The 20,293-nt window shown below is 66.0% G+C and carries 18 protein-coding genes; 10 read left to right on the forward strand and 8 right to left on the reverse strand.

The genetic code is table 11. From position 1 onward, the window contains the following. Positions 1-19: 19 nt before the first annotated feature. From AB7E35_RS13465 to AB7E35_RS13510, 10 genes are all read left to right on the forward strand, one after another. On the forward strand, positions 20-760 hold the full coding sequence (locus tag AB7E35_RS13465; RefSeq protein WP_428164240.1) for a flagellar basal body rod protein FlgF: 741 nt from the start codon (positions 20-22) through the stop codon (positions 758-760). Between the two features lie 34 nt (positions 761-794). Then, a complete protein-coding gene (gene flgG, locus AB7E35_RS13470; protein ID WP_428164241.1) occupies positions 795-1,577 on the forward strand; it encodes a flagellar basal-body rod protein FlgG in 783 nt (260 codons plus the stop codon). A 23-nt stretch (positions 1,578-1,600) separates the two neighbouring features. Next, entirely contained in the window at positions 1,601-2,326 is a 726-nt protein-coding gene (locus tag AB7E35_RS13475; RefSeq protein WP_428164242.1) for a flagellar basal body L-ring protein FlgH, read from the forward strand. Further along, positions 2,327-3,313, forward strand: coding sequence for a hypothetical protein (locus tag AB7E35_RS13480; protein WP_428167731.1), 987 nt, complete (start codon positions 2,327-2,329; stop codon positions 3,311-3,313). A gap of 107 nt (positions 3,314-3,420) precedes the next feature. Beyond that, positions 3,421-4,557, forward strand: coding sequence for a flagellar basal body P-ring protein FlgI (locus tag AB7E35_RS13485; RefSeq protein WP_428164244.1), 1,137 nt, complete (start codon positions 3,421-3,423; stop codon positions 4,555-4,557). A 1-nt stretch (position 4,558) separates the two neighbouring features. Further along, a complete protein-coding gene (gene flgJ, locus AB7E35_RS13490) occupies positions 4,559-5,530 on the forward strand; it encodes a flagellar assembly peptidoglycan hydrolase FlgJ (protein ID WP_428167732.1) in 972 nt (323 codons plus the stop codon). A gap of 29 nt (positions 5,531-5,559) precedes the next feature. Next, positions 5,560-7,599, forward strand: a complete 2,040-nt coding sequence (gene flgK / locus AB7E35_RS13495; RefSeq protein ID WP_428164246.1) for a flagellar hook-associated protein FlgK — start codon at positions 5,560-5,562, stop codon at positions 7,597-7,599. Positions 7,600-7,610: 11 nt separating this feature from the next. Next, positions 7,611-8,861: a flagellar hook-associated protein FlgL gene (gene flgL, locus AB7E35_RS13500; RefSeq protein ID WP_428164247.1), complete on the forward strand. Its 1,251-nt coding sequence runs from the start codon at positions 7,611-7,613 to the stop codon at positions 8,859-8,861. 171 nt (positions 8,862-9,032) lie between these two features. Then, complete coding sequence (locus AB7E35_RS13505; protein WP_428164248.1) at positions 9,033-10,244, forward strand: HDOD domain-containing protein; 1,212 nt, start codon at positions 9,033-9,035, stop codon at positions 10,242-10,244. Positions 10,245-10,304: 60 nt separating this feature from the next. Then, a complete protein-coding gene (locus AB7E35_RS13510; protein WP_428164249.1) occupies positions 10,305-10,904 on the forward strand; it encodes a LysE family translocator in 600 nt (199 codons plus the stop codon). Positions 10,905-11,014: 110 nt separating this feature from the next. On the opposite strand, the gene AB7E35_RS13515 is transcribed toward AB7E35_RS13510, so the two are convergent. The 8 genes from AB7E35_RS13515 to AB7E35_RS13550 form a co-directional block, all read right to left on the reverse strand. Further along, positions 11,015-11,431 carry a YchJ family protein gene (locus tag AB7E35_RS13515; protein WP_428167733.1) on the reverse strand — a complete coding sequence of 139 codons (417 nt, stop codon included), beginning with the start codon at positions 11,429-11,431 and terminating at the stop codon, positions 11,015-11,017. A gap of 70 nt (positions 11,432-11,501) precedes the next feature. Next, on the reverse strand, positions 11,502-12,632 hold the full coding sequence (locus AB7E35_RS13520) for an acyl-CoA dehydrogenase family protein (protein WP_428167734.1): 1,131 nt from the start codon (positions 12,630-12,632) through the stop codon (positions 11,502-11,504). Between the two features lie 70 nt (positions 12,633-12,702). Continuing rightward, positions 12,703-14,223 carry a methyl-accepting chemotaxis protein gene (locus tag AB7E35_RS13525; RefSeq protein ID WP_428167735.1) on the reverse strand — a complete coding sequence of 507 codons (1,521 nt, stop codon included), beginning with the start codon at positions 14,221-14,223 and terminating at the stop codon, positions 12,703-12,705. Positions 14,224-14,373: 150 nt separating this feature from the next. Further along, the gene (locus tag AB7E35_RS13530; protein WP_428167736.1) at positions 14,374-15,564 is read right to left on the reverse strand and encodes an acetyl-CoA C-acyltransferase; all 1,191 of its coding nucleotides are present in this window, start codon (positions 15,562-15,564) and stop codon (positions 14,374-14,376) included. Further along, entirely contained in the window at positions 15,561-17,390 is a 1,830-nt protein-coding gene (aceK, locus tag AB7E35_RS13535) for a bifunctional isocitrate dehydrogenase kinase/phosphatase (RefSeq protein WP_428167737.1), read from the reverse strand. The genes AB7E35_RS13530 and aceK overlap by 4 nt, the downstream gene beginning before the upstream one ends. Before the next feature lie 50 nt (positions 17,391-17,440). Continuing rightward, positions 17,441-18,103 carry a carbonate dehydratase gene (gene can, locus AB7E35_RS13540; protein ID WP_428164255.1) on the reverse strand — a complete coding sequence of 221 codons (663 nt, stop codon included), beginning with the start codon at positions 18,101-18,103 and terminating at the stop codon, positions 17,441-17,443. Positions 18,104-18,372: 269 nt separating this feature from the next. Beyond that, positions 18,373-19,563, reverse strand: a complete 1,191-nt coding sequence (locus tag AB7E35_RS13545; protein ID WP_428164256.1) for an isovaleryl-CoA dehydrogenase — start codon at positions 19,561-19,563, stop codon at positions 18,373-18,375. Positions 19,564-19,728: 165 nt separating this feature from the next. Further along, a complete protein-coding gene (locus tag AB7E35_RS13550; protein ID WP_428164257.1) occupies positions 19,729-20,124 on the reverse strand; it encodes a MerR family transcriptional regulator in 396 nt (131 codons plus the stop codon). Positions 20,125-20,293: the final 169 nt, after the last annotated feature.

The raw sequence follows: 20,293 nt of genomic DNA on the forward strand, positions 1-20,293 counted from the left end.
GAACCACTGAGGCCACACCATGGACCGCATCATCTACACCTCCATGACCGGCGCCAACGCTGCCGCGAACCGGCAGGCGGTGCTGGCCAACAACCTGGCCAACGCCTCCACCACCGGCTTTCGCGCCGAGATGGCCAACTTCCGCTCGGTGCCGCTGCAGGGCAGCGGCTCGGGCACCCGCGTGTTTGCGCTGGAGGCCACCTCGGGCCATGTGGAAACGCCCGGCCCCGCGCAGACCACCGGCCGCCCGCTGGACGCGATGGCCGTGGGCAATGCCTGGTTTGCCGTGCAAGGGCTGGATGGCGTGGAGACCTACACCCGCGCAGGCTCGTTCCAGGTGACGGCCGCCGGCCAGCTGGTCACCAGCACCGGCATGGCGGTGCTGTCGGACGGCGGCGCGCCCATCGACGTGCCGCCCAATGCCGACATCACCCTGGGCGCGGACGGCACCATCACCGCCCGCCTGGCCGGTGAAGCGCCGCAGCCCGTGGCACGCCTGAAGCTGGCCACACCCGGTGCAGACAACCCGATCCAACGCGGCGACGACGGGCTGTTTCGCACCGCGGGCGGCGACCCGCTGCCTGCCGACCCCAATGCGCGCCTGCGCTCGGGCGTGCTGGAGGGCTCCAACGTGAACGCGGTGGAATGCATGGTGGGCATGATTGCCGCCGCCCGCCAGTTTGAACAACAAATACGCCTGCTGCAGACCGCCGAGAACGACGACAAAAGCGCTGGCAAGTTGCTGAGCTTGAACGGCTGATGCCGCCACCTGCATCGCCAAAAGGAGAATCGCCATGATGAATTCACTGTGGATTGCCAAGACCGGCATGACCGCCCAGCAAACCCAGCTGGACGTGATCTCGCACAACCTGGCCAACGTGTCCACCACCGGCTTCAAGCGCAACAACGCGGTGTTCGAAGACCTGATCTACCAGAACCTGCGCCAGGTCGGCAGCCAGACCACCGAAGAAAACCAGTTGCCCACCGGCCTGCACCTGGGCCTGGGCGTGAACGTGGTGGCCACCAGCCGCAACTTCACGCAGGGCAGCCTGCAGCAGTCGGGCAACAACCTGGACGTGGCGATCGACGGCAACGGCTTTTTTGAAGTGCAGCTGCCCGACGGCACCACGGGCTACACGCGCGACGGCTCGTTCAAGCTGGACTCGCAGGGGCGCGTGGTCACCTCCAGCGGCCTGCCGGTGCAGCCGGGCATCACAGTGCCAGCGGATGCCAAGAGCATCAGCATCAGCGAGCGCGGTTTGGTGTCCGTAACCACCGCGGGCAACCCCACGCCGCAGCAGCTGGGCCAGCTGACCATGTCCAGCTTCATCAACTCCGCCGGGCTGGAGCCTGCGGGCCAGAATCTGTACCGCGAGTCCGCGGCCTCCGGCGCGCCGCAGCAGGCCGAGCCCGGCACCAACGGCCTGGGCATCATCAAGCAGGGCTTTCTGGAGAACTCCAACGTCAACGTGGTGGAGGAGCTGGTCGCCATGATCCAGACCCAGCGCGCCTACGAGATGAATTCCAAGGCCATCCAGACGTCCGACCAGATGCTGGCCAAGCTGTCGCAGCTGTGAACCGCGCGACAAGGAGCACCGCCATGACCACCACCTTTTTGCGCCTGCTGTGCACCGCCACCGCCGCTGCACTGGCCGCTGGCTGCACCAGCATCAACCCGCCGCCGCCGGTGGACGTGCTGCCCACCACGCCGCCGCCCGTTGCCGCGCTGCCCCGCCCGTCCAGCCCGGCCGGCCCGGCCACGGGCAGCCTGTTTCAGGCCGCCAGCTACCGGCCCGCATTCGAAGACCAGCGCGCCCGTCTGGTGGGCGATATGGTGACCATCGAAATCCTAGAGACCATCGTCGCCAGGCAGGACACCAAATCCAACGTCAGCCGCAGCAGCGACACCAGCGGCGGCATCTCGACGCTGCCGCTGCTGGCGCCCACCACGTCCGCCAAGCTGGCCGCGCGCGCCAAGATCGGCGCCGCCACCGAAAGCACCTTTGACGGCAGCGGCAACACCACCAGCAACAACGAGTTCAGAAGCAACATCACCGCCATCGTCACCGAGGTGCTGCCCAACGGACACCTGATCGTCACCGGCGAAAAACAGGTGGGCGTGAATCGCAGCGTGGACGTGCTGCGTTTTTCGGGCACCGTTGACCCGCGCCACCTGCGCCGCGGCCAGCCGGGCTACGCGGGCAGCGTGATCGACTCGCGCTACGTGGCCAACGTGCGCGTGATCTCGCGCGGTCTGGGCGAGCAGGCCGAGGCCCAGGCCATGGGCTGGCTGGCGCGTGCGTTCAACACCATCACGCCGTTTTAAATGCCGCTGCAACGCTTGTGGGCAGGCGCCGTACGCGCGGCGGCGCTGGGGGCGGCGCTGGTGTGCGCGCCCGCCTGGTCACAAGACTTTCGCGACCCGGCGGATCAGCCCTTCACCGTGTGGCCCAACATCCCGGTGATCCGCGCGTCCGACCTGGGCGAGTACGGGCAGGACAGGCAGCTCATTGCCGACCTGCACGCCGACAAGGCCGACCCCGCCAAGGTGGCCGCCGCGCTGCAGGCCGTGGACGCGCTGCAGGGCCACCACGAACGCGCAGCGCTGGCCGAGCTGGGGCGCAGCCTGAACGTGCAGCTGATCGCCGAGCTGGACCGCCAGGCGCGGCGCATCAACACGCGCAGCCCCAAGCTGCGCTTTGACTTTGCCGACATCACACCCGAGCAACTGCAGCGCCCCAGCGCGCGCGACGACCTGGCCGGCCGCGCGGGCCGCATCACGCTGGCGGCGTACATCACCTACACGCGGCTGGACGCAGCGCTGGTGCAGGCCACGGCCACGCTGGTCAAGCTGCGCAGCGGCGCATCGCAAAGCTTCACCGCCACGGCCCCCGCGCCGCTGCTGGCCGAGGCCCTGGCACGCGAGCTGTTCGACTACTTTCACGGCACGCGCTTCAGCGCGCCGCGCAACCCGCTGGCGGGCGCCCAGTGGCTCACGGCCGCGCCGGGCCATGCCGACCGGCTGGTGTCGCGCAACACGGCGCTGCGCTACTGCCAGTCGCAAAACGCCCAGTTGCCCACAGCGCACGAACTGGAAGTGGCCGAGGCCGCAGGCTTTTACGGCGGCGGCGTGGCCCTGCGGCAAGCGGGCGTGTACCACGTACAAGCCGGTCTGTACGACACCGCTGCCCCGCTGGACGGTGCAGGCCGCACCCGCACCAACCACCTGGCAGACGTGCCCAACGCTTACTACTACTGCATCCGCTACGCGCCAGCGCCCGCTCGGCCCCCTGCGCCGCGCGCGCGGCGGTGAGGGCGGGCAATGGCGGGCAGCAGGCCGGCACAAAGCCCCGGTAAACGCCCCAAAAGCCCCCGCTTTTCCACGCTTTGCACGCAGGCCGCACTCCCACAATGGAGGGCATGAAAGCCCTGCCTCACCCCCGCATCGTCCACTGGCTCATGGCCCTGGCAACAGCCTTGGTAATGGCCCTGGGCCTGGCGTCTCCCGCGCAGGCCGTGCGCCTCAAGGAGATCGCGGCCGTGCAGGGGGTGCGCAGCAACCAGTTGTCGGGCTACGGCCTGGTGGTGGGGCTGGACGGCACGGGCGACCAGTCCACGCAAATGCCTTTCACGGCGCAGGCCATGCAGAACTATCTGCAGCAAATGGGCATCAGCCTGCCGCCGGGCACCACGGCGCCGCAGCTCAAGAACGTGGCCACGGTGGTGATCACGGCGCAGCTGCCCGCGTTTGCCCAGCCGGGGCAGATGATCGACGTGGCGGTGTCCTCCATCGGCAATGCCAAGTCGCTGCGCGGCGGCACGCTGATCGCCACGCCGCTGCGCGGTGCGGACGGCGAGATTTACGCCCTGGCGCAGGGCAACGTGGTGGTGGGCGGCGCAGGCGCGTCGGCCGGCGGCAGCAAGGTGCAGATCAACCACCTGAGCGCCGGGCGCATCCCCGACGGCGCGCAGGTGGAGCGCGCCGTGCCCACGCCGCTGCACGACAGCGACACCATCACCCTGGGCCTGAACGCCTCGGACTTTCAGGCCGCGCGCAAGGTGGCGCTGGCCATCAACGCACGCTCGGGCCCCGGCACCGCCGTGGCGCTGGACGGGCGCACCGTGCAGGTGCGCGCCCCGCAAGACCCCGGCGCCCGCGTCAATTTCATTGCCGAGCTGGAGGAGCTGCAGCTGCCCGATTCCACGCCCGCGGCCAAGGTGGTCATCAATGCGCGCACGGGCTCCATCGTGCTCAACCAGGCGGTGACGCTGGGCCCCTGCGCCATTGCGCACGGCAACCTGTCGATCACCATCAGCACCACGCCGGTCATCAGCCAGCCCAGCCCGCTGTCGCAAGGGCAGACGGTGGTGGCGCAAAAGAGCGACATCACCATCCAGCAGGCGGCAGGCAACGTCATCCAGATGCCGCCTTCGCCGCAGCTGGCCGACGTGGTGCGCGCACTCAACACGCTGGGCGCCACGCCGCAGGACCTGCTGGCCATCCTGCAGGCCATCAAGGCCGCCGGCGCGCTGAACGCGGAGCTGGAGGTGATCTGACATGGCCCTCTCACCCATTGCCGCCATCACCTCAGCGCGCCAGGCGCTGGCAGTGGATGGTCGCTCGCTCAACCACCTGAAGCTGCAGGCCACCCAGGGCGATGCACAGTCCACCAAGGACGCCACGCTGGAGGCGGCCAAGCAGCTCGAATCCCTGTTCATGCGCGAGCTGATCAAGAGCATGCGCGAGGCGACGATGAAGTCCGGCCTGCTGGACGGCGCCGAGGGCAACCTGGCCAGCGACATGTTGGACCAGCAGCTGTCGGTGCAGATGTCGGGCCAGCCCGGCGGGCTGGCCGAGGCCATTCAGCGCCAGCTGTCGCGCCAGCTGGGCGGCGACGGCCAGACCACGCTGGTGCCGGGCTCCACGCTGAGCATGGATGTGTCGCTGCGCAAGGCCGCCGCGCCCGCCGACAACCCGCGCGCCGCATCACCCAAGGGACGCGACGACTTCGTGCAGCACCACCGCGCCGCGGCCGAGCGCGTGGCGCAAAGCAGCGGCATTCCAGCCAGCTTCATGCTGGGGCAAGCCGGGCATGAGACCGGCTGGGGCCGTGGCGAGATCCGCCACAAGGACGGCAGCAACTCGTTCAACCTGTTCGGCATCAAGGCCGGCCGGGGCTGGGCGGGCAAGGTGGCCGAGGTGACCACCACCGAATACATCGACGGCAAGGCCCAGAAGGTCACCGCCAAGTTCCGCGCCTATGACTCGTTCGAGGAATCGTTCAGGGACTACGCGCGCCTGATCAACGAAAGCCCGCGCTACGAGAAGGCGCGGGGCAAGACCCATTCGGCCATGGCCTACGCGGCCGAGCTGCAAAAGGCTGGCTACGCGACCGACCCGCAGTACGCCGCCAAGCTCAGCCGCGCCATTCAAAGCACGCTGGCCGTGGCGCGCACACCCGCAGCGCCCACTGCGCCCGGCACACCCGCAGCCCCCGTCCTGGCCCAGGCATCGGGCACCCAGGCCTGAATGCGCACACAGCATCACGGTACTGAATCATGAGTCTGCTCAACGTCGGCGCACGCGCCCTACTTGCCAACCAGGTGGCCCTGCAAACCACCGGGCACAACATTGCCAACGTGAGCACGGCGGGCTATTCGCGCCAGAACGTGGTCATGGAAACGGTGCAGGGCCAGTTCACCGGCTCGGGCTATATCGGCAAGGGCGTGCAGGTGGCCACCATCTTGCGCAACCACAACGAGCTGCTCACCCGCCAGGCCGCAGCCGCGCAGGCGGCGCGCGCGGGCGACACGGTGCGCGCGGATCGCCTGGCGCAGATGCAGGACATTTTCCGGGGGGGCGCCGACGGGCTGGGAGCGGCCATCACCGACATGCTGAACTCGCTGGTCGATGTGGTGGCCTCGCCCTCGGACATGACGGCGCGCACCGTCACGCTCACGCGCATGGACGAGATGGCCGCGCGCATGCGCAGCAGCGCCTCGCTGCTGCAGGAGCTGGAATACTCGGTCAACGAGCAGCTGCAAACCAACACCACCCGCATCAACGCACTGGCCAAGAGCATTGGCGCGGTGAACGAGGAAATCGCCCGCGCCAAGGGCAACGGCCAAAGCCCCAACGACCTGCTGGATCAGCGCGACCAGCTGGTGCGCGACCTCAACCAGTACATACAGACCACGCAGGTGCCCGCCGACGACGGCACGCTGGGCGTGTTTGTGGGCGGCAGCCAGGCGCTGGTGCTGGGCAGCAAGGCCAGCGAGGTGCTGGTGGCCGAGTCCCGGCAATTTCCGGGCAGCCAGCTGATGCAGCTGTACTTCAAGCCCGAGGGTGGCGCGCCCGTGGAGCTGAACGAGGCCATGCTGGGCGGCGGCGAGGTGGCCGGCCTGCTGCGCTTTGCCAACCACGACCTGGCCGAGGGTCGCAACCTGCTGGGGCGCATGGCCATGGCCATTGGCTCCACGATCAATTACCAGCAGGGCATGGGGCTGACGCTGGGTGGCGAGCAAGGCAAGCCTTTGTTTGCCTTGCCCACATCAGCACTGGGCCGCACCAGCGGCGCTGCCAAGGGCATTGTGGACTTCACCGGGCCCCTGGGCACTTCGGACTTTGCCGCATCGGACTACGAGGTGCGCTTTACCGCGCCCCCGGCCGGGCAGGTGATCCGCCTGTCGGACGGGCAGACCACCGCGTTCACCGATCTGGCCGACCTGCGCGGCCAGCAGATCGACGGACTGACTTTTGACTTCACCACGGCAGGCACCGCCAACGAGCGCGTGCTGTTCAAACCCTTTGCCGACGCGGCCGCCAACATCAAGGCACTGGTGTTTTCGCCGCGCGACCTGGCTGCTGCCAACCCGGTCAACGCAGCCATGGGAACCCACAACAGTGGCACGCTGCAATTGGCCAAGCTTGAGGCGACCGGCTCACACTGGAAGACCAGCGGCACGCCCACCAGCTACGTCAACCCGCCCGAAGTCGTCAACACCGGCGTGGTCGGCGACGCCACATTGGCAACGCCCGCCGTACCAGCGCAAGTCACTTTGCGCTACGACCAGGCCCAGGGCGGCTTCATTGTCACAGGCACCAGTGAGCCGCCCCTGAATATCTCGCCACCGGGCTCTTACATGGCTGGCACCACAGTGATCCCGTACACCTCTGGCGAGGCCATCCGCATCAATGGCTGGGCCATCACCCTTCAGGGCACGCCCAAGGATGGCGACACCGTGGCCGTAGGCGACGCCAAGCTCAGCGGCGACATCTACACCCGCAACGCGGGCAATGCCAGCGCCCTCATGGCGCTGCGCGACGAGAAGATGTTTGACGAGTCCACCCTGTCCGACGGTTATGCCGGCCTGATGGCCCAGGTGGGCACGCGCACGCAAAGCGCGCAGTACGCGGCCAGCCTGTCGGACTCGATTGCAAGCAACCTGGAGGCCAGCCGCACGGCCGTGTCCGGCGTGAACCTGGACGAGGAGGCCGCCCGGCTGATCCAGTACCAGCAGGCCTACCAGGCTTCTTCCAAGATGCTGCAGATCGCGCAGAACATCTTTGACAACCTGATCCAGTCCATGGGCCGCTGAAAGGAATCGCCATGAGCAGCTCTTTTTATCGCGTCAGCACCGCCAACATGTACGACGCATCGCTGCGCAACGTGAGCGCGCGGCAAAAGTCCCTGGTGGATCTGCAGGAAAACCTGACCTCGGGCAAGCGCGTGGTGCGCCCCAGCGACGACCCGGTCGCCGCCGCCCAGGCCGAGCGCGCGCTCACCCGCATCAGCCGCATCCAGGCCGAGCAGCGCGCACTGGAGGTGCAGCGCAATGCCATTGCGCAGGCCGAATCCACCCTGGGCGACGCCGTGGGCCTGGTGCAGGAGATACGCCAGCTGGTGGTGGCCGCTGGCGGCGGCACGCTCAAGCCCGAGGACCGCAAGACCTACGCCTCCCAGATCCAGAGCCTGCGCGAGCAGCTCACCGACGTGATCAACCGCAAGGACACCAATGGCATTCCGCTGCTGGGTGCGCTGGGCAGCGCGCTGGAGCCCTTCACCGGCCCGCTGCTGGCCAACCCTGACTACCTTTTTGCCGGACTGCCCGGCCAGACAGCCAGCGGTACCACTTACATCCCCACCACGGTGGACGGGCATGCGGCGCTGATGTTCGACCCCGTGCGCGACGGCGTTTACACCGCCAGCGTCAACCGCGGCCCCGCCAGCACGCTGGTGACCAGCGCCATCACCACCACCAACCGCGAAATTCTGGCGGGCGCGGGTTATGACATGACCATCACGGCCGTCACGGTAGATGCGGCGGCAGGCACCACACAGGTCAGCTATGACCTGAGCAAGAACGGCGGGCCGCCCATTTCGGTCACCTCGCCTGCCGTCAAGACCGGCCAGCCCATTCCCATCACCATCGCCGAAGGCGCCGACACGGTCATGTCGTTCAACCTGACGGGCACCCCTGCGGTGGGCGACGGTATTGCCCTGCAGCCCAGCTCCAGCCTGATGGGCACCATCGACAGCGCCATCCGCGGGCTCAGCGGGGCCGCCAACAGCGGTGAAGCCGCACAGGCCGTGGGCCAGGCGCTGGCCAATATCGACGCCGGACTGGAGCGCCTGCACAACGTGCGCGGCTATGCGGGCGAGTTGCTCAACCGCGCCGACCGCATCACCGGCGACCAGGAAAACCGCTCCATCCAGCTCGAAGGCGACCGCTCGCGCGCCGAGGATCTGGACATGATCAAGGGCATCTCCGATTTCGAGAATGCCAACGTCGGCTACCAGGCAGCGCTGCAGTCTTATGCCCAGGTGCAGCGCCTGTCGCTGTTCGACTATCTGAAATGACCGCCAGGCAAGTGAGCCGGCGCCTTTCAGCACTCCACCCCACAGGGAATCTGCACCCGCATTGACCCTGCGCGCCGCGAACGTCACCGGCGCAGGGTTTGGCCAGATGCACAGGCGTGCGGCTGGCCCGACAATGGCGGCCTTGATGTCCTGACCCACTCTGACAACCCCATGGTCCAATCCGTTCTTGGCAGCCTCTTGCTGGGCTACCGGCCCCTGTGGAATGCCGCGCGCAAACTGGCCGGCGTCCAGCTCTATGTTCACAGCGCGGGCGCCACCGTGGTGGACGCGCCGCACCTGCTGCGCACCATCCAAGAGCTGTGGACGGCCAGCTCCCCGCCGCTGCTGCTGTCGCCGCGCACGCAGCAACTGCTGATGGATCTGCTGGAGCATGCACCGCGCGGCGCGCCCTGGATCGAGGTGCCCGACGCCTGGCTGAACATTCCCGCAGTGCGCGAGCGCGCGCGCCAGGCCCATGCGCGCGGCCTGCGCATGGTGTGGCGCGGCGAGCTGAACCACCTGCCCGACGCCGCCACCGCGCAACTGTTCGACAACAGCATGCTGCACCTGTCCAGCACTGACGCCATGCTGGCGCTGCAGGCCGCCGCCACGGGCAAGACCAGCCCGCTGATTGCCGGACAGCTGTACGACAACGTGGCCAGCCGCACGCTGGCGGCGCATTGCCTGGACCAGGGCGGGGCTCTGGCCTTGGCCGGCTGGCCCATGGAGGACGTGCTCTACAGCCTGCGCCACCGCCCGCTGCAACCCGCGCACCAGGTGGTGCTGCGGCTGATGAAGGCCATTGACGAGGAGCAGTCCATCGACCGCTTCGAGCAAATCCTGGGCGAGGACCCGCTGCTGGCCTACCGCTTTCTGACGCACTGCAACTCCGCCGCGCTGGGCCTGGCCACGGGCGTCGATTCATTGCGCCGCGGGCTGGTGATCATGGGCTACGGCTCGCTGGGGCGCTGGCTGGCCGATCAGCTGCCGCACACCGCCACCGAGCCCGACCTGCACCCCATACGCGCCAGCATGGTGCTGCGCGCGCGCCTGACCGAGCACCTGCTGGCCCCCGGTGCAGGCAAAGAGCTGCGCGGCGAGGTCTATCTGAGCGGCCTGTTCTCGCAACTCGACGAGCTGCTGCGCGAGCCCCTGGGGGTGATCCTGCGCCGCCTGCCGTTGTCCGAGCGCGTCTATAACGCGGCCGTGTTGCACACCGGCCCCTACGCCCCCAGCCTGGAGATGGCCTGCGCCCTGGAAAGCGACGACGGCGGCGCCATTCGCCAGCTGTGCGAGACGCACGAGCTGGACCCCGAGCACGTCAACCGCTGCCTGCTGCGCGTGCTATCGGAGTTGGTGGTGACCCGGCCTGAGAACCATTGATGTTTTTTGGCTCTAGCGCTTATAAATAAAGCGCTGGCAGCTATTATTTTTGAATAATTCATGCCCCTGATTGAGTTCACCGCCCTGCTGGTACTGGCCACCGCAATGAGCTTCACCCCGGGGCCCAACACCACGCTGTCCACCGCGCTGGCTGCCAACCGCGGCCTGGCCGCGGCCATGCGCTTTGTGGTGGCCGTGCCGGTGGGCTGGTGCGTGCTGCTGGTGCTGTGCGCAGCCGGCCTGGGCGCCGCGGTGCTGGCCATGCCCGCGCTGCGCTGGGCGATCAAGGCCGTGGGCATCGGTTATCTGCTGTGGCTGGCTGTCAGGCTGTCGCGCTCGGGCCGGCTGTCCGAGGCCGACGCGCAGCGCCTGACGGTGGGTTTTTGGCAGGGCGTGGCCCTGCAGTTCGTCAACATCAAGGCCTGGCTGCTGGCGCTGACCATCGTGGCGGGCTGGGTGGTGGGGCGCGACGACGGCCTGCAGCGCCTGGCCGTGGTGCTGCCGGTCATGGCGGCCTTTGCCTTTGGCAGCAATTTTGTCTACGCCGCCGCGGGCGCGCTGCTGCGCCACTGGCTGGCCCGTGGTCAGCGCCTGCTGTGGTTCAACCGCGCCATGGCGCTGGTGCTGGTGGCCACGGCGCTGTGGATGGTGGCTGCCTGACTCGGGCCCAATCAATCAGGGCCGGGCAACCAGCGGGCCATGAATCATCATCCTTATCGCCCTGGCAGGCCAGGGAATGTGGTCGCCGCAAGCGTGAAGTCAGTGCTACGTCAGCGAATGTCGCCATCCACATAAAACCAGCGTCCGGCTTCGCGCACGAAGCGGCTGCGCTCGTGCAGGCGCTGCGCACGCCCGCCCGCGCCAGGGCCGCTGGCGCGGTAGCGGGCGACAAACTCAACCTCGGCATGGTCGGCATCCAGAACCCGGTGGCTGCGCACCGCAAGGCCCAGCCAGTGCGCCGCGGGCTCGAACTCCAGCGTGTCCGGGCGCTGGCTGGCGTGCCAGGTGGCCAGCAAATATTCGCGCCGCTGCAGCACGAACGCGCTGTAGCGCGAGCGCATCAGGCTTTGCGCATCGGGCGCGGGCGTGGTGTCGAAGTGCTCCACATACCGGCCGCAGCAGTCGGCATAGGCCAGGGGTTTGCCCCGCTGCGTCTGGGCGCCGCAGGGGCATGGCATGGGGGGCATGGGCAGAGATGTGGGCACTGGCGTGGCGGCTTCGTCTATTGGGCGAGCAGCAATGAACGCTGGCCTTTCGTCATGCCAGCGCACGCTGGATGAGGATTTTCTGCACGTCGCTGGTGCCCTCGTAGATCTGGCACACGCGCACGTCGCGGTAGATGCGCTCGACCGGAAAGTCGCTCACCACGCCGTAGCCGCCCAGGGTCTGGATGGCGGCGCTGCACACGCGCTCGGCCATTTCGCTGGCAAACAGCTTGGCCATGGCGGCTTCTTTCAGGCAGGGGCGTCCCGCATCGCGCAGCGCGGCGGCGTGCCAGATGAGCTGGCGCGCGGCTTCCAGCTGCGTGGCGCAGTCAGCCAGCCTGAAGCCCACGGCCTGGTGGTTGAAGATGGCGGTGCCAAAGCTCTCGCGCTCTTTGGAATACGCCAGCGCCGCATCAAACGCGCTGCGCGCCATGCCCAGGCTTTGCGCAGCGATGCCAATGCGCCCGCCCTCCAGCGCGCCCAGGGCGATCTTGTAGCCCTCGCCCTCGGCGCCGATGAGGTTGTCGGCGGGAATGCGGCAGTTGTCGAAGTTGATCTGCGCGGTGTCGCTGCTGTGCTGGCCCAGTTTGTCCTCCAGCCTTGCCACCACGTAGCCGGGGTTGCTGGTGGGCACGATGAAGGCGCTCATGCCTTTCTTGCCCGCGCTCTTGTCGGTCACGGCGATGACGATGGCCACATGGCCGTTCTTGCCGCTGGTGATGAACTGCTTGACGCCGTTGATGACGTACTCGTCGCCTTGGCGGGCGGCCGTGGTGCGCAGCGCCGAGGCATCACTGCCCACATGCGGCTCGGTCAGGCAGAACGCGCCCAGCATCTCGCCACGCGCCAGCGGCGTGAGCCAGTCGCGCTTTTGCCGGGCGGTGCCATAGCGCATCAAGATGGCGTTGACGGGGCAGTTGGTCACGCTGATGGCAGTGCTGGTGCCGCCGTCGCCCGCGGCGATTTCTTCGAGCACCAGTGCCAGCGTGACGTAATCCAGATTGGCACCGCCAAACTCTTCGGGCACGCAGATGCCATAGGCGCCCAGCGCCGCCAGGCCCCGGTGCGCGTCCCCGGGAAAGTGGTGCTCCTTGTCCCAGCGCGCGGCGTGGGGCCACAGCTCGGTCTGTGCAAAGTCGCGCACGGCGTCGCGGATCATTTCCTGGTCTTGGGTCAGCAGCATGGTTGTCTCTCTTTGGTGTTGGTGTTGGTATTGATATTGGTGTTGATGCGGTCGCTGCAGGCCGCGCCTCTCAGAGGCGGAAGGTGCCCACCAACTGATTGAGGTGCTGTGCCTGCTCACGCAGGCTCATGGCTGCGGCGGCGGACTCTTCCACCAGCGCAGCGTTTTGCTGCGTGGCATGGTCCATGTGGGTGACGGCCTCGCCGATCTGCGACACCCCCTGGCTTTGCTCGCTGCTGGCCGCGCTGATCTCGCCGACGATGCCGGTCACGCGGCCGATGCTGGTGACGACGTGATCCATGGTGCTGCCCGCGCGATCCACCAGGGCGCTGCCCTGCTCCACGCGATCCACGCTTTCGGTGATCAGGCTCTTGATTTCCTTGGCCGCCCCGGCGCTGCGCTGCGCCAGGCTGCGCACCTCGCTGGCCACCACGGCAAAACCGCGGCCTTGCTCGCCAGCGCGGGCGGCCTCGACGGCGGCGTTGAGTGCCAGGATGTTGGTCTGAAAGGCAATGCCGTCGATCACATTGATGATGTCGGCAATCTTGCGGCTACTGTCGTTGATGCCCTTCATGGTGCTCACCACCTGGGCCACCACGTCGCCGCCCTGGCGCGCCACCTCGCTGGCGCTTTGGGCCAGCTGGTCAGCCTGGCGGGCGTTGTCGGCATTGAGCCGCACGGTGGATGACAGCTGCTCCATGGAGGCCGCCGTCTGCTGCAGCGCACTGGCCTGGCTTTCGGTGCGGCTGCTCAGATCCTGACTGCCCGCGGCAATCTCGTTGCTGGCAGTGGTGATGCTGTCGGTGGACTGCCGCACCTGGCCCACCAGGGCGCGCAGCGCGCCCTGCATGCGGTGCAGCCCTTGCATCAGGCTGTGGTCGTGGGAGGCGGGTGGGACTTCAAAAGCCAGGTTGCCCTCGGCAATCTGCCGCAGGGCGTTGCGCGCATCGCCGGGGTCGCCGCCCAGTTCTTTGCTGACGGTGTTGCGCAGGTACCAGGTAAACCCCGCCGACACCGCCACAGCAGCCAGTGCCAGCAATGCAGAAAAAACAATGATGCGATTGACCTGGCGCTCGACATTGGCCCGCGCCTGGCCCGAGACCTGATCGGCAAACTGGATCTGCTTGATCAGCTCAGTGCGCAGCGCGCGCCATGCCGGGGTTTCGGTGCTGTTGAGCATGGCCACCACATCGGGCGATTGCGCCTTGACCTGCTCCAGCACCCGGGACTGGGCCTGGGCATGGCTGGCGCGCAAGGGCGCGAGCTGGGCCAGCCCGGCGGCAAACGCGGTGCCGCGGCCCGCCTGGCTGACGCCAGCGTAGGCGTTGTCATAGGCGTCGCGGGCAGAGTCCAGGTTTTTGTAGGCTTGGGGGTTTGCCGGATCCAGGACGATGTTGCGCAGCGCCTGCCCCATCTGCAGGCCCTGGGCATACATGTCGCCCAGGCCGGTGCTGACGCGCTGCTCGACCTGGATGTAGCTCACAAACTGGCTCTTGGTATAGACCAGGCCGGCAATGCTGCCCGCCAGGCCCACGATGAAAAGCACCGCAGGCAAAACGGCGCACAAGAGGAGTTTGGAGCTGAACTTCATGGTGAAACAGGCCGCAAGGGGCAGGTGGAGTGTCGATCATCGGCGCGGATGACAGTCCATCCACGCCTGCCCTCGCGTTTCTACACGCCGATCAAGACAGATGTCAGAAAGTGTGAAGGAATCCGGCGTGACGGATTCCTTCACAGCTTCTTAGAGCAGCTCGATGGCCATGGCCGTGCCTTCTCCGCCGCCGATGCACAGCGTGGCCAGGCCCTTTTTCTTGCCGTGGCGCTGCAGCGCGTGGATCAGCGTGACGACGATGCGCGCGCCGCTGGCGCCAATCGGGTGGCCCAGTGCGCAGGCGCCGCCGTGCACATTGACCTTGTCGTGCGGCACCTTCAGCTCATGCATCAGCGCCATGGGCACGACGGCAAAAGCTTCGTTGACCTCCCACAGGTCCACATCATCGACCGTCCAGCCGGCCTTCTTCAGCGCCTTTTGCGTGGCGCCCACGGGCGCGGTGGTGAACCACTCGGGCGCCTGCGCGTGCGTGGCGTGGGCGACGATTTTTGCCAGCGGCTTGCAGCCCAGTTGCTGGGCGGTGGACGCGCGCATCAGCACCATGGCGGCCGCGCCGTCGTTGATGCTGGAGCTGGCTGCGGCGGTGATGGTGCCGTCCTTCTTGAACGCGGGCTTGAGGGTGGGGATCTTGTCGATGCGGATCTTCAGGGGCCCTTCGTCCTGCGCCACCGTCACGTCGCCCTTGCGGGTGCTGAAGGTGACGGGGGTGATCTCGGCCTGAAAGGCGCCTGAGTTGATCGCATCCTGCGCCCGCTGGACGCTGGTCATGGCGAAATGGTCTTGCTGCTCGCGGGTGAACTGGTACCTGGCGGCGCAGTCTTCGCCAAAGGTGCCCATGGAGCGGCCGGCCTCGTAGGCGTCTTCCAGGCCGTCGAGCATCATGTGGTCGAACACCTTGTCGTGGCCCATGCGGTAGCCGCCGCGGCCTTTTTTGAGCAGGTAGGGCGCGTTGGTCATGCTCTCCATGCCGCCGGCGACCATCACGTCGCGGCTGCCGGCAACCAGTTGGTCGTGGGCCAGGATGGTGGCCTCCATGCCCGCGCCGCACATTTTGGACAGCGTGACCGCGCCGGTGCTTTGCGGCAGGCCGCCCTTGAAGCCGGCCTGGCGCGCGGGCGCCTGGCCCTGGCCCGCCATGAGGCAGTTGCCCAGCAGCACTTCATCGACCTTGTCGGGCGCAACGCCCGCGCGCTCCACAGCGGCCTTGATGGCGGCGCCGCCCAGGTCATGCGCGGCGAGGTCGGAAAACTCGCCCTGGAAGGCGCCCATGGGCGTGCGGGCAGCGCTGACGATGACGATGGGGTCGTGGTGTTGACTCATGCGGTATCTCCTGGTTTTTGCGTTGATGGAAAAGGGGCCCGGCCAAATCGCCGTGCGTGGTCGTACGGAAACACGTCGTACAGGTGGCCCGACTGGATGCGCTCTTTGTGCGACTGCCAGAAGTCCACGTCCAGCAGATCCGCGTGATGGCGCATGAACACTTCGCGCACGGCGGCGTTGCCCAGCAAAAAGGGGCCAAAAGTCTCGGGGAATACGTCGCGCGGCCCCACGGGCCACCAGACCTCGCCGGACAGCTCGTCTTCCTCGCAGCGCGGCGGGGGCACCCGGCGGAAGTTGCAGTCGGTGAGGTATTCGATCTCGTCGTAGTCGTAGAACACCACCTTGCCGTCGCGGGTGATGCCGAAGTTCTTCCACAGCATGTCGCCGGGGAAGATGTTGGCGGCCACCATGTCCTTGATGGCGTTGCCGTACTCGACCACTGCATGCGTGAGTGCGGCATGCGCCTCGGGCTGATCCAGCCCGGTGTCAAAGCATTCCTGCAGGTGGATGTTCAGCGGAATCATGCGCCGCTCGATGTACAGGTGCTGGATGATGACCTCCTGGCGGCCATCGCCGTCACGGTCGCTGATCTCCAGCTGGCTGGGCGCATGCCTGCGTATTTCGTCGATCAGTTCGTCTGAAAACCGGTCGCGCGGGAAGGCGACCAGGCTGTATTCGAGCGTGTCGGCCATGCGGCCCACGCGGTCGTGCTGCTTGACCAGCAGGTATTTGGACTGCACCTGCTCGCGTGTCGTGTCCTTGGGCGGCGCGAACTGGTCCCTGATGAGCTTGAAGACGTAGGGAAAGCTCGGCAGGTCAAACACCAGCATCACCATGCCCCTGATGCCGGGCGCGATGCGGAACTGGTCGCTGGAGTAGCGCAGGTGATGCAGGAAGTCGCGATAAAACAGCGTCTTGCCCTGCTTGGCCAGACCGAGGGCCGAATACAGCTCGGCGCGGGGCTTGCGGGGCATGAGGCTGCGCAGAAACTGCACGTAGGCGCTGGGGATCTCCATGTCCACCATGAAGTAGGCCCGCGCGAAGCTGAACAGCATCTGCAGGTCGCTCTCGCCAAACAGCATGGCGTCGATCACCAGGCCGCCTTGCTGTGCATGCAGGATGGGCAAGGCAAAGGGCAGCTCGGTGTAGCCGTTGATCAGCTTGCCCACCAGGTACGCGCCCTTGTTGCGAAAAAACAGGCTGGAAAGCACCTGCACCTGGAAGTTGGTGCGCAGCTTCGCGCCGCCCAGCCGCTGCTCGAGGGCTTGCACCACGCATGCCACGTCGCGCGTCAGGTTCTCGAAAGGGCGCTGCAGCGCGCAGTCTTCAACCATCTGGTACACCGTCTGCTGCAGACTGTCGCGCGAGGGGTAGTAGGCGCGGTAGGTGGGACGCGCTGCGGGGTCGGTGCTTTCGATGTATTCGGTGCTGACCGCGGGCCGCACGAAGATGAAGTCATTGTGGAAGTGCGTGCGGTGCAGGATCTTGGTGGTGACCGAGTTAAAGAAAGTCTCGGCCAGCTCGGGCTGCAGGTGATTCACCATGAGCCCGATGTAATGCAGCTTGACCTGATGCCACACCTCCATGGGCTGCGCGCCGGCATGGAACTCGTTGTCGAGGCGGCGCACGCATTCTTTTACGCGCAGGTCATAGAACTCGATGCGCTCACGCTGGGCGCGCTGCTGGCCGTGCCAGTCGGCCGTCTCGAAACGGTGCTTGGCGCGCGCGGATTCTGCGCGAAACAGGCGGTAGTGACGGTTGAATCCGTCCATCATCGCCTTGGCGATGTCATAGGCCTGCGGGGCGTCCAGGCGCTGGGGAAACATGGTCTTGTCGTGCCCGCAAGCGCTGGACAGCCGGTATTGCAGCCGATGCGTCAGACGCGCTCGCGGCTTGCCACCCGATCCACCGCCGACTGGTACACCTCTTTCAGCCCCCCCGCGCCGGGCACCGTCATGTGCAGGTTGGTGATCAGGCCGTTTTGCAGGCTATAGCACCACCCATGCAGCGTCACCTTCTGGCCGCGCGCCCAGGCATCGCGCATCACGGTGCTGGTCGCCACGTTCACCACCTGCTCGATGGCGTTGAGCTCGCACAGTGCCGCCAGGCGCCACTGCAGCGGCAAGGATGCAAGCAAAGCCGCGTGCTTGTCGCGCACATCCTTGACGTGGCGGATCCAGTTGTCGGCCAGCCCGACGCGCATATCCTCCAGCGCCGCCTGCACGCCGCCGCAGCCGTAGTGGCCCACGACCATGAGGTGCTCCACCTTGAGCTGGTCCACCGCGTACTGGATGGTGGACAGGCAGTTCAGGTCGCTGGGCACCACCACATTGGCCACGTTGCGGTGCACGAACACCTCACCAGGCTCCAGGCCCGTGATCTGGTTGGCTGGCACCCGGCTGTCGGAGCAGCCGATCCACATGTAGCGGGGCTTTTGCTGCGCCATCAAACCGGTGAAGAAGCCGGGGCGGTCGCGCTCCATTTGCTCTGCCCACTCGCGGTTGTGGACGAACAGCTCTTCGATGGAGGTGGTGGTCATACGGAAGTTCTTTCTTTTTGGTGTCGGACTGCGGGGATCGTGAAATGACTCATCTTTCAGGAGCTACCGGCGCTTGCCTAGCAAGGGTTAGAGTGGTTTTTCATCATCAAAAAACACTCTTTCAGCTGCAGCAGCAGCATGCAGGGTAGCGCAGGCAGCAAAAATCCCCGGTTTCAAGGGTTTTTTGTATGAATATTTGCCCGCAAGCCTTTTACAGAAAGCGCAAGAAGCTATTAATATCGTAGCAACTCACCACCTGCCCAGACCGTTCAGCAAGTCTCTGAGAAGAGTTCGCGGCCGATCAGCATGCGACGGATCTCGCTGGTGCCTGCGCCGATTTCGTACAGCTTGGCATCGCGCCACAGACGGCCCAGTGGGTACTCGTTGATGTAGCCATTGCCCCCGTAGATCTGCACGCCCTCACCGGCCATCCAGGTGGCTTTCTCGGCAGTCCACAAAATCACGCTGGCGCAGTCCTTGCGCACCTGGCGCACGTGGTCGCTGCCCAGCATGTCGAGGTTTTTGGCGACGGTGTAGGCAAACGAGCGCCCCGCCTGCAGGACGGTGTACATGTCGGCCACCTTGCCCTGGATGAGCTGGAACTCGCCAATGCTCTGCCCGAACTGCTTGCGGTCGTGGATGTACGGGATCACGTTGTCCATCACCGCCTGCATGATCCCCAGCGGGCCGCCAGTGAGCACGGCGCGCTCGTAATCCAGACCACTCATCAGCACCTTGGCACCGCCGTTGACGTTGCCCAGCACGTTTTCTGCAGGCACTTCCACGTCCTGGAACACCAGCTCGCCCGTGTGGCTGCCCCGCATGCCCAGCTTGTCGAGCTTCTGGGCAATCGAAAAGCCCTTCATGCCTTTTTCGATCAGGAAAGCCGTGACGCCGCGGGCGCCCAACTCGGGCTCGGTCTTGGCGTAAACCACCAGAGTGTCCGCGTCGGGACCATTGGTGATCCACATCTTGCTGCCGTTGAGCAGGTAGTAGCCGCCCTTGTCTTCGGCCTTGAGCTTCATGCTGATCACGTCCGAGCCTGCGCCTGGCTCACTCATGGCCAGCGCGCCCACATGCTCGCCGCTGATGAGCTTGGGCAGGTATTTGGCTTTCTGGGCAGCGTTGCCGTTGCGGTTGATCTGGTTGACGCACAAATTGGAGTGGGCGCCATACGACAGACCCACCGAGGCGCTGGCGCGCGAGATTTCTTCCATCGCCACCATGTGAGCGAGGTAGCCCATGTCGGCACCACCGTATTCCTCGCCAACGGTGATGCCCAAGACACCCAAATCACCGAATTTGCGCCACAAGTCCATGGGAAAGCGGTCAGTCTTATCGATCTCGGCGGCGCGCGGTGCGATTTCGCTTTGCGCAAACTCCCGAACGGCGTCACGCAAAGCGTCGATATCTTCGCCGAGCTGGAAGTTAAGACCGGGCAACTGGGTGGCAATGCTCATCGTTGTCTCCTGGAGAGGGTTGTGTATTCGCACGTCGCTCTGCCTCACCCGTCAATCAAGGTGACCGGGGCTCCGGATACGCCCCGTCAGGTTGGCACAAGCAAAAGATCGCCCGGACGAGGCCGGGCTCACTTACGTTTACGTAAACGTCAATTATCCACAAATTCACGACTTTGAGGATTCCAGTTGCGCCAGGAGATCCCGCGCCTCACGTTCGTGTTCGCAAATTTCATCCAGGTTGGCTTGCAAATCCACCATTTGCGACTCCAGTTGCTTGCGATGAGCAGCAAGCACCTCGAGAAACCTACACAACTGCGCTCCAGTGTCCCGAGGGCAATCGTACAGGTCGATGATTTCTTTGGCTTCAGTCAGTGAGAGGCCGAGACGTTTGGCACGGAGCGTCAGTTTCAAACGCGTGCGGTCACGAGCACTGTACACGCGGTTGCGCCCACCTGGGCCAGCGCGGTCGGGCTGAAGCAAACCCAGATCCTCGTAAAACCGAATCGCCCGGGTCGTTAAATCAAACTCCCTTGCGAGATCACTGATGGTGTAAGTAGGCATTGTCTCCAAAACAAGAAAAACCGCTTTGAGCGGCCTATGTTAATTGGTGCTTCAGTCCCTGCCCATAGTGAAGAGGACTTCAACGTTATTGCATTCCAACGCAAAACGCCCTCCCACGGTTTAAGTGGGAGGGCGGTTTGGGGCTGAAGGAGCCTGACGATGACCTACT

Source organism: Diaphorobacter sp. (genome assembly GCF_050251835.1).
Lineage (GTDB): Bacteria > Pseudomonadota > Gammaproteobacteria > Burkholderiales > Burkholderiaceae_C > JBFXIE01.

What these genes read in the sequence shown, in the direction of transcription:
- AB7E35_RS13465 (WP_428164240.1), top strand. Translation starts at nt 20, where the DNA reads ATGGACCGCATCATCTACACCTCCATGACCGGCGCCAACGCTGCCGCG.
- flgG (WP_428164241.1), top strand. Translation starts at nt 795, where the DNA reads ATGATGAATTCACTGTGGATTGCCAAGACCGGCATGACCGCCCAGCAA.
- AB7E35_RS13475 (WP_428164242.1), top strand. Translation starts at nt 1,601, where the DNA reads ATGACCACCACCTTTTTGCGCCTGCTGTGCACCGCCACCGCCGCTGCA.
- AB7E35_RS13480 (WP_428167731.1), top strand. Translation starts at nt 2,327, where the DNA reads ATGCCGCTGCAACGCTTGTGGGCAGGCGCCGTACGCGCGGCGGCGCTG.
- AB7E35_RS13485 (WP_428164244.1), top strand. Translation starts at nt 3,421, where the DNA reads ATGAAAGCCCTGCCTCACCCCCGCATCGTCCACTGGCTCATGGCCCTG.
- flgJ (WP_428167732.1), top strand. Translation starts at nt 4,559, where the DNA reads ATGGCCCTCTCACCCATTGCCGCCATCACCTCAGCGCGCCAGGCGCTG.
- flgK (WP_428164246.1), top strand. Translation starts at nt 5,560, where the DNA reads ATGAGTCTGCTCAACGTCGGCGCACGCGCCCTACTTGCCAACCAGGTG.
- flgL (WP_428164247.1), top strand. Translation starts at nt 7,611, where the DNA reads ATGAGCAGCTCTTTTTATCGCGTCAGCACCGCCAACATGTACGACGCA.
- AB7E35_RS13505 (WP_428164248.1), top strand. Translation starts at nt 9,033, where the DNA reads ATGGTCCAATCCGTTCTTGGCAGCCTCTTGCTGGGCTACCGGCCCCTG.
- AB7E35_RS13510 (WP_428164249.1), top strand. Translation starts at nt 10,305, where the DNA reads ATGCCCCTGATTGAGTTCACCGCCCTGCTGGTACTGGCCACCGCAATG.
- AB7E35_RS13515 (WP_428167733.1), bottom strand. Translation starts at nt 11,431, where the DNA reads ATGCCCCCCATGCCATGCCCCTGCGGCGCCCAGACGCAGCGGGGCAAA.
- AB7E35_RS13520 (WP_428167734.1), bottom strand. Translation starts at nt 12,632, where the DNA reads ATGCTGCTGACCCAAGACCAGGAAATGATCCGCGACGCCGTGCGCGAC.
- AB7E35_RS13525 (WP_428167735.1), bottom strand. Translation starts at nt 14,223, where the DNA reads ATGAAGTTCAGCTCCAAACTCCTCTTGTGCGCCGTTTTGCCTGCGGTG.
- AB7E35_RS13530 (WP_428167736.1), bottom strand. Translation starts at nt 15,564, where the DNA reads ATGAGTCAACACCACGACCCCATCGTCATCGTCAGCGCTGCCCGCACG.
- aceK (WP_428167737.1), bottom strand. Translation starts at nt 17,390, where the DNA reads ATGTTTCCCCAGCGCCTGGACGCCCCGCAGGCCTATGACATCGCCAAG.
- can (WP_428164255.1), bottom strand. Translation starts at nt 18,103, where the DNA reads ATGACCACCACCTCCATCGAAGAGCTGTTCGTCCACAACCGCGAGTGG.
- AB7E35_RS13545 (WP_428164256.1), bottom strand. Translation starts at nt 19,563, where the DNA reads ATGAGCATTGCCACCCAGTTGCCCGGTCTTAACTTCCAGCTCGGCGAA.
- AB7E35_RS13550 (WP_428164257.1), bottom strand. Translation starts at nt 20,124, where the DNA reads ATGCCTACTTACACCATCAGTGATCTCGCAAGGGAGTTTGATTTAACG.